The following is a 5,763-nucleotide window of genomic DNA, read 5'->3' as shown; positions in this document are numbered from 1 at the left end:
GGGGGGTTGGGGGGGGGGTGCCCGCGCTGGCCCCCCGGTTATTCTAGGGGCGCGCCGGGGGCCCGCGGCGGCCGGAACGCGGACAACGGCAACGGCAGCGGCAGCGGCAGCGGCAGCGGCAGCGGCAGCGGCAGCGGCAGCGGCAGCGGCAGCGGCAGCGGCAGCGAACGAAAGGACTGTGGCGAGGACGCCCGCACGCGAGGAATTCGGGGCGAGGCGTGACTCGCAGCGTTGAGAGCGGCGTTGAGAACGGCGCACAGAAAACCGCGGAACAGTGCCGCGAGGCGGTATTCCGCGGAGGGCAAAGGCTTTTCCCGCCCCGGAATTGGGCCGGTGAACGGCTTCCCGTTCACCGAGGACCACGGCGGTGCGCGCGGGATGAACTGGCGGCTGTTCACGGGAGCGGAAGCGGCGGTTATACGGGAAGGGGGGCGGCCGGGACGGCAGGCGGCGTCACAGCGGAATGTTGCCGTGTTTGCGTTCCGGGCGCGCCTGCCGTTTGTTCCGCAGGCTCGCCAGCGCCCTGGCGACCTCGGTCCGGGTGCGGGAGGGCGCGATGACCATGTCGACGTAGCCGTGCGCGGCAGCCTCGTAGGGGTTGCCGAACCTGCGCCGGTAGTCGTCGATGAGGTTGCTCCTGAGCGCCGCGCGCTCCTCGGGCGGGGCGGCGGCCAGCTCGCGGCGGTGCAGGAGGGGCACGGCGCTCCTGGCGCCCATCACGGCGATCTCGGCGGTGGGCCAGGCCATCACGCGGTCGGCGCCGATCTGCCGGGAACCCATCACCGCGTACCCGCCGCCGTAGGCCTTGCGGGTGATGACGGTGACCTTGGGGACGGTGGCCTCGGCGTAGGCGTAGAAGAGTTTGATGCCGCGGCGGATGATGCCCTGGTGCTCCTGCTCGACGCCGGGGAGGTAGCCGGGGACGTCCATGAAGGTGAGGACGGGAATGCTGAAGGCGTCGCAGAAGCGGATGAAGCGGGCGGCTTTCTCGGAGGCGTCGATGTCCAGCACGCCGGCGAGGTGGCTGGGCTGGTTGGCGACGACGGCCACCGAGTGCCCCTCGATACGGCCGAGCGCGCAGATGATGTTGCGGGCGAAGTCCGGCTGGATCTCGAGGCAGTCGCCGTCGTCGAGGACCGCGGCGATGACGTCGGTCATGTCGTACACCTGCTGCTCGCTGTCGGGGATGACCGAGTCGAGGGCCAGGTCCTGTCCGGTGATGCCGCAATCGCCGTCGTGGCCGTAGACCGGGGGGGTGTCCAGGTTGTTGGACGGCAGGTAGCCGAGGAGGGTCTGCACCCAGGAGATGGCGTCCTGCTCGTCGTCGCCGAGGTAGTGCGCGTTGCCGGAGACCTCGGCGTGGACGGCGGGACCGCCGAGTTGTTCGGCGGTCACCTTCTCGCCCGTGACGGCGGAGACGACCTCGGGGCCGGTGACGAACATGTAGGAGATGTCCTTGACCATGACCGTGAAATCGGTCATGGCCGGCGAGTAGACCGAACCGCCCGCGCAGGGGCCCATGATGAGCGAGATCTGCGGGATCACACCGGAGGAATGAACGTTGCGGACGCCCAGTTCGGTGTAGTAGGCGATGGACCTCACGCCTTCCTGGATGCGGGCGCCGCCGGAGTCGTTGATGCCGATGACGGGGCAGCCGACGCTCATGGCGAAGTCGTAGATCTTCATGACCTTGCTGCCGAAGGCCTCGCCCATGCTGCCGCCGAGGGTGGTGAAGTCGTGGGAGAAGACGCACACCTGGCGTCCGTCGACGGTGCCGTGGCCGGTCACCACCCCGTCGCCGTAGGGGCGGGGAATGTCTCCCTCGACGGTCCGGTGACGCACGAACTCGTCGAGTTCGACGAACGAGCCGGGGTCGAGCAGCAGGTCGATGCGCGCGCGGGCGGTGAGCTTGCCCTTGGCGTGCTGCCGGTCCGCGGCCTTCTTCTCGGCGAGGAGGACGGCCTCCTCGTGCCGGGCGGCCAGATCGGCGATGCGGTCCGCCGTGGACGTGGGCGACTCCTCGACCGGTGAGACAGGCTCCTGGAGCGACATACCAGCCCTACCTTCCAAACATGACGACCCCTGCCTGCGATCCTCCTGGAAGCGGGCCGCCGGCATCACCCCTAATCGCCCGCCCGTGCCCCTAGGCGCTGTCGCGAAGGGGCGCCGTCGCCCGAAGGACGGCCGGGCGGCGCATGGTCCGCGCCGCTCCGCGGAAGGCACCGGGGCACGGCACGGCCCTCCCGGCGGACCATCGCATCGCCGCCGTGCGGTGCGCACAGCCCGCCCGGTGCGCCCCGGCGCCCCGCACCGGGGCGGGCACCCGGTGCGGGGCGGGCAACTCTGCCGGAAAACAAACAAACGCCCCGAGAACATCGCCGAACATAAAAACTCAAAACGCGTAAAGGTTAAATTTCAATCCGAGTCGGCAGGGATATACGGCCGGCCGCTGCGGCACGTCTGCCAGGGGCTTCCCGGGGCTGCCGCGGCATCTTGTCCGCAACTCGCCACGGCGTCGGCCATGTTGTTAGCCGGTGCCGTTGTGGCCCGGCTGGTACTTGTGAAAGATTTACCAACACTTGCCCTCGTCGAGGGCAAGTGCGGTTCGAAACAGTCCGGAAGGGCCACCGCACACATGGCCCAGGGGGCACCCCTGTACGCGCTCGGACACGTGCGAACGGGGGCGGTACGGAAGCTGTGCCGGCCAGTGCCTGGCGATCCCCGTTCGGAACTGCTAACGGGGAGGCAGACGCCAGTCATGCTGGTCCATCGAGACGAACAACTGGCCCATCTACACTGGGCTTTCCGCTCCTGTGAGAAACACGGACACGGACAGGTGGTGCTGGTCACCGGCGCTGTGGGAAGCGGTAAGACCCAGGTTCTGGAGACCTTCGGGGAGTGGGCCGCCAACGCCGGCGGGCAGGTGCTGAGCGCCGCCGGGTCGCGGGCCGAGCAGGGGCTCCATTTCGGAGTGCTCGGACAGCTCCTGCACAGCGCGCGGGTCAGACCGGAGGAGATCCGGCAGGTCGAGGAGCTGATACGCGAGGTCGCGCTGTCGGTGCCCGCGCCGGACGCCGGGCGCGACACGGCGGCCGAGCTGTTAACGGAGTCCCTGACGGCGGACGGGCTCTGGGCACCGCTGCTGCGGACCGCCTTCGACACGTTCCTGGCACTGGCCAGGCGAGGGCCCCTGGTACTGACGGTCGACGACCTCCAGCACACGGACGCCGCCTCGCTGCACTGCCTGCTGTACGTCACCCGCAGACTGAGAAACGCACGCATCATGGTGGTGCTCTCGGAGGCGACCACCCTCCATCCGGCGCATCCGCTCTTCCACGCGGAACTGCGCAGCCTGCCGCGCTTCGCCCGCGTCAGCCTGCCGCTGCTGACCCTCGACTCCTTCTCCCGGCTGCTCGGCAGCAAGGCCGGGGTGCTCGACGTACGCGGCGACAAGGCCGGGGCACAGGACATACGCGAGGAGGCCAGGCGGATCCTGCGGGTGACCGGCGGCAATCCGCTGCTGACCCAGGCACTGTTCCACGAACAGGCCAACCGCGACACCGACAGCGCCCCCGCGAGCGGAGCGAGAGCCGGCGGCACCTTCGACCGGGCCGTGCTCGACTGCCTCTACCGTCACGAGCCGGCCGTACGCCGGGTGGCGCAGGCCCTCGCCGTGCTGAACCGCCCGGCCTCGCAGGACCTGCTCGGCCAGCTGCTCGACGTCCTGCCCGACTCCATCGTGCCCGCCGTCCGGGCCCTGCAGGGCGCGGGGCTCATCAGCGCCGGCCAGCTGCGCCACCCGCGGATCCTGCACGCGGTGCGCAGCGACATCCCGGCCGAGGAACGCCGCCGGCTGCACCAGCGGGCGGCCGAGATGCTGCACGAGAACGGCGCGGAGGCGAGCGTGGTCGCCGAGCACCTGGTCGCCTCCGCGTGGACGGACGGCGCCTGGGTGGCACCCGTCCTCAGGGACGCCGCGGCGCACGCACTGTCCTCCGAACGCCCCGACCGCGCCGCCGCGTGTCTGCGCCTGGGCATCCGGGCCGAGACCGACGAGGGCCGGCGCAACTCGCTGACAGCGATGCTGATCACCGCCCGCTGGCAGGTCAACCCCCTGGCCGTGAACGGCCAGGTGAGCCGGCTCGTGGAAGCGGCACGGACCGACGAATCGATTCCCTCCACAGCACTGGCCGCGGTCCCGTACCTGCTGTGGCAAGGACGGGCGGAAGAAGCGGCCGAGGCGATCAGCGGCTGCGGCGCGGACGGCCACGGCCCCGCCTCGGACGAACTGCGCCTGAACCGCCTCCTGCTCGCCCTGTCCCATCCGGACCACCTCAGGACGGTACGGGAGGACCCGGGCTCCTGGATACGGGCGGCGGCAGCACCGCACCCCGCCAGTGCGCAGCTGCAGGCCGTATCGGTGCTCGGCAACGCGCTGATGCCGGCCGGCGGTGTGGACACGGTGGCCGCCGCGGAACAGCTGCTGGAGCAGCACCACATGGACAGCGGCTCCCTGGGCCTGCTGACCGCCCCCCTCCTGGCACTGCTGTGCGCCGGCCGCTCCGACCGGGTCGCGGTCTGGGGCGGACGGCTGCTCGCCCGGCCGGGCCTCCAGCACACACCGGCCTGGCGGGGCGTCGTACGGGCGATCCACGCGGAAGCGGCACTGCGCCTGGGAGACCTGGACGTGGCGGAACGGGGCGCACGGTCGGCCCTGGAGGATCTGCCCGCACCGGCGTGGGGCGTCGCCGTCGGTGGCCCGCTGGGCACGCTGATCACCTGCACGACCGAGAGCGGCCGGCTGTTCGAGGCCGACCGCTGGCTGCGCCGGCCGGTCCCGGCCGGCGCCTTCCGCACCCCGGTGGGCGCGCACTACCTGATCGCCCGGGGCCGGTACCGCCTGGCCGTGGGACAGCACCAGGCCGCCTCCGCCGATCTGCACCGGTGCGGTGAACTGGTCCGTTCCTGGGGCATCGACGTGGCCGGACTGTTTCCCTGGCGCCTGGAACTGGCCCGCGTACAGCTCGGCCTCGGCAACAGACCACACGCCGCGCAACTGCTGCAGGAACAGCTCCAGGTCTCCCACGGACTGGACGACCGCACCCGGGGCCGGGCACTGCGGCTCCTGGCCTCCACGGCCGGCCCGGACCACCGGCGCAAGCTGCTGTCCAAAGCGGTGACCGTGCTGCAGTCGTGCCGCGACCAGCACGAGCTGGCCCGCGCCCTGTCCGACACGGGTCAGACACTCCCCCGGGCCGGCGACCCCACACCTGCCCGGCTGTTCGTCCACCGCGCCGGCCTGCCGGCCCGGACCCCGGCACGGCCCCAGCGGACGGAAGGACACAGCACACCCGGCACGGCGTCGACGGCGGGCGCACCCCCCGATCCGGCCCCCGACGGCTTCGAGGCCCTGGACCCGGACAGCCTCCTGAGCGAGGCCGAGCGCCGGGTCGCCGTACTGGCCGCCCGGGGACGCACCAACCGGCAGATCTCCAACGAGCTCTACATCACGGTGAGCACAGTGGAACAACACCTCACCCGGGTCTACCGCAAGCTCGACGTCAAGAGCCGCACAGACCTCCCGAACCGGCTCCTGGCACTGGCCGAGCCGATGGCATGAACCAGCCGGCCCGGTATCTGCCGGCAGGCCCGGCCGGCAGACACCGGGCCGACACACACCCACCGCCCCCGCCCTCTGTCCCGGAAGGAGAAACCCGGCCCGCGGCGGGCACCGGCCACAGCCCCACGGCACACCCCCTACCC

General features: G+C 71.4%; 3 protein-coding genes. 1 reads left to right on the top strand and 2 read right to left on the bottom strand.

Features of this window, described 5'->3' with window-relative positions; translation table 11 throughout:
* Nucleotides 1-38: 38 nt before the first annotated feature.
* Nucleotides 39-197, bottom strand: a complete 159-nt coding sequence (locus tag JS521_RS29465; RefSeq protein WP_205085989.1) for a hypothetical protein — start codon at nt 195-197, stop codon at nt 39-41.
* 256 nt (nt 198-453) lie between these two features.
* Entirely contained in the window at nt 454-2,052 is a 1,599-nt protein-coding gene (locus JS521_RS29460; RefSeq protein ID WP_205085988.1) for an acyl-CoA carboxylase subunit beta, read from the bottom strand.
* Between JS521_RS29460 and JS521_RS29455 the strand changes: the two genes are divergently transcribed.
* A complete protein-coding gene (locus tag JS521_RS29455; RefSeq protein WP_307847969.1) occupies nt 1,991-5,620 on the top strand; it encodes a helix-turn-helix transcriptional regulator in 3,630 nt (1,209 codons plus the stop codon). The genes JS521_RS29460 and JS521_RS29455 overlap by 62 nt on opposite strands.
* The last annotated feature ends 143 nt before the right edge of the window (nt 5,621-5,763 follow it).

This window comes from Streptomyces durocortorensis (assembly GCF_016901035.1).
Taxonomy (GTDB): domain Bacteria; phylum Actinomycetota; class Actinomycetes; order Streptomycetales; family Streptomycetaceae; genus Streptomyces; species Streptomyces durocortorensis.
The sequence above is the reverse complement of the archived record's forward strand: the minus strand, read 5'-3'. Positions and strand labels throughout refer to the sequence as shown.

Bases quoted from the DNA above. Each gene is read 5' to 3' on its own strand.
- JS521_RS29455 (WP_307847969.1), top strand. From the start codon at position 1,991: ATGCGGTCCGCCGTGGACGTGGGCGACTCCTCGACCGGTGAGACAGGC.
- JS521_RS29460 (WP_205085988.1), bottom strand. From the start codon at position 2,052: ATGTCGCTCCAGGAGCCTGTCTCACCGGTCGAGGAGTCGCCCACGTCC.